This window comes from Vagococcus silagei (assembly GCF_004795745.1).
Lineage (GTDB): Bacteria > Bacillota > Bacilli > Lactobacillales > Vagococcaceae > Vagococcus > Vagococcus silagei.
In genome coordinates this window covers 7,059-8,371 of sequence record NZ_SDGV01000027.1, presented here as the reverse complement: position 1 = coordinate 8,371, position 1,313 = coordinate 7,059, and the positions used below count along the sequence as shown (strand labels likewise).

Below are 1,313 nucleotides of genomic sequence, written 5' to 3'. Positions count from 1 at the left end.
ATTATGAAATTTGCTCAATTACTAATCTTTTTTATACCAAACAAAAAAATTATACAAAGCAGTCACAAAAACAATCAAATAATTTAAAGGCATCATGAAAAGCAAGACAGATAGACTCGTATTACTTTGGAAAATAACTTGTATAAAAAGGCCTAAAAGATAAATCCCAGTTCCTATCATAACTGCTAATGAGACGGACAACATACTTTTTCTAACTTTTTCTTTCATGATTAACGCCCCCTTTTCTTACTTACATTATATAAAAAAAATGAAAAGGATTCAATTTTTTGCCTAAGATTTTAGTTTATAACGTAACAAAGTTTTTCTTTTATCCTCTGTGACACGTCTAAAATCCGAGAGATAGATTTCGCGATGCGCATACTTTTCCATTGTCCAATCTCGTTGAAAATCAGTACTGATTAATAAGTCATCCATTTTTTTAAAAGGATTCATTTCAGTATCAAAACTACCAGTATGAATAGCTTGAATAACCATCCCTTCTTCATACGTTTCAAATGTAATCAATTTTATGTAAGGATTCCCAACTTTTTTTGAGCTGCTGATGCAATAGCTTCATAAATCAAGCTGGCCGGTACATTATCTGGTTGACGGATCATTATCTTGAATACCAAAGCATCTTTATTCAAATTGTCATCCTTTGAACCATCCGAAGTCGTCCATACACCTTCTAGTGGATAAACCGTATATTCAAATGGCGCTCCACCACCCCCATTTTTCATTTGCATTCGGATTGTATACGCTACTGTAAATAACGCCTCAATCTTCTGAGAATTAGGATTACCTTGGCCTTCTAACACAATAAAATGTCGTTCAGGAATATTTAGTATTTCAACCTCCTTAGGAAAATATGTTAATTTTTCTTGTTTTCGCCATTCATATTTCATTTTATTTTTCCTCCGTCATTTCTAGTAACATGCCATTTTCTGTTGGGAAATAAGTGCCACTTCCCCTAACTAATTGAAAATCACCGTTCCAGTTCCTTCAATAATTTCAACACTTGCGGTGTACTGATTATTCAAAAACTGACCACAATCGCGAAGAACAAAACTTCCTGACCGACTTCCCATGTACCAGTAAATACAGAGAACCCTTCAAACCAACTACTTGAAGCATGTACATCGTTAGGGCAATATTTAAAATAAAGAATACTATAATTTGCTTTGATGACACCGTTTAGCTCTCCTACAATCATGTATGTTGCTTTTGCATGAGCACTTTTTTCTTCAATCTCAAAATCTTCTTCCTATTTTTTTACACTGAAAAGACTATTTTTCATTTTCACACCTTCACTA

At 33.4% G+C, this 1,313-nt stretch carries 4 protein-coding genes; all 4 read right to left on the bottom strand.

All coding sequences use genetic code 11. The features are described 5' to 3' along the window. Nucleotides 1-21: 21 nt before the first annotated feature. Nucleotides 22-228, bottom strand: a complete 207-nt coding sequence (locus tag ESZ54_RS11120; RefSeq protein ID WP_136137728.1) for a hypothetical protein — start codon at nt 226-228, stop codon at nt 22-24. Nucleotides 229-291: 63 nt separating this feature from the next. Next, the gene (locus ESZ54_RS12725) at nt 292-525 is read right to left on the bottom strand and encodes a hypothetical protein (RefSeq protein WP_239433805.1); all 234 of its coding nucleotides are present in this window, start codon (nt 523-525) and stop codon (nt 292-294) included. Between the two features lie 2 nt (nt 526-527). After that, a complete protein-coding gene (locus tag ESZ54_RS12720; RefSeq protein ID WP_239433804.1) occupies nt 528-905 on the bottom strand; it encodes a GyrI-like domain-containing protein in 378 nt (125 codons plus the stop codon). A gap of 131 nt (nt 906-1,036) precedes the next feature. Then, nucleotides 1,037-1,213: a hypothetical protein gene (locus ESZ54_RS12530; protein ID WP_162615178.1), complete on the bottom strand. Its 177-nt coding sequence runs from the start codon at nt 1,211-1,213 to the stop codon at nt 1,037-1,039. Nucleotides 1,214-1,313 lie beyond the last annotated feature (100 nt).

Bases quoted from the DNA above. Each gene is read 5' to 3' on its own strand.
- ESZ54_RS12530 (WP_162615178.1), bottom strand. From the start codon at position 1,213: ATGATTGTAGGAGAGCTAAACGGTGTCATCAAAGCAAATTATAGTATT.
- ESZ54_RS12720 (WP_239433804.1), bottom strand. From the start codon at position 905: ATGAAATATGAATGGCGAAAACAAGAAAAATTAACATATTTTCCTAAG.
- ESZ54_RS11120 (WP_136137728.1), bottom strand. From the start codon at position 228: ATGAAAGAAAAAGTTAGAAAAAGTATGTTGTCCGTCTCATTAGCAGTT.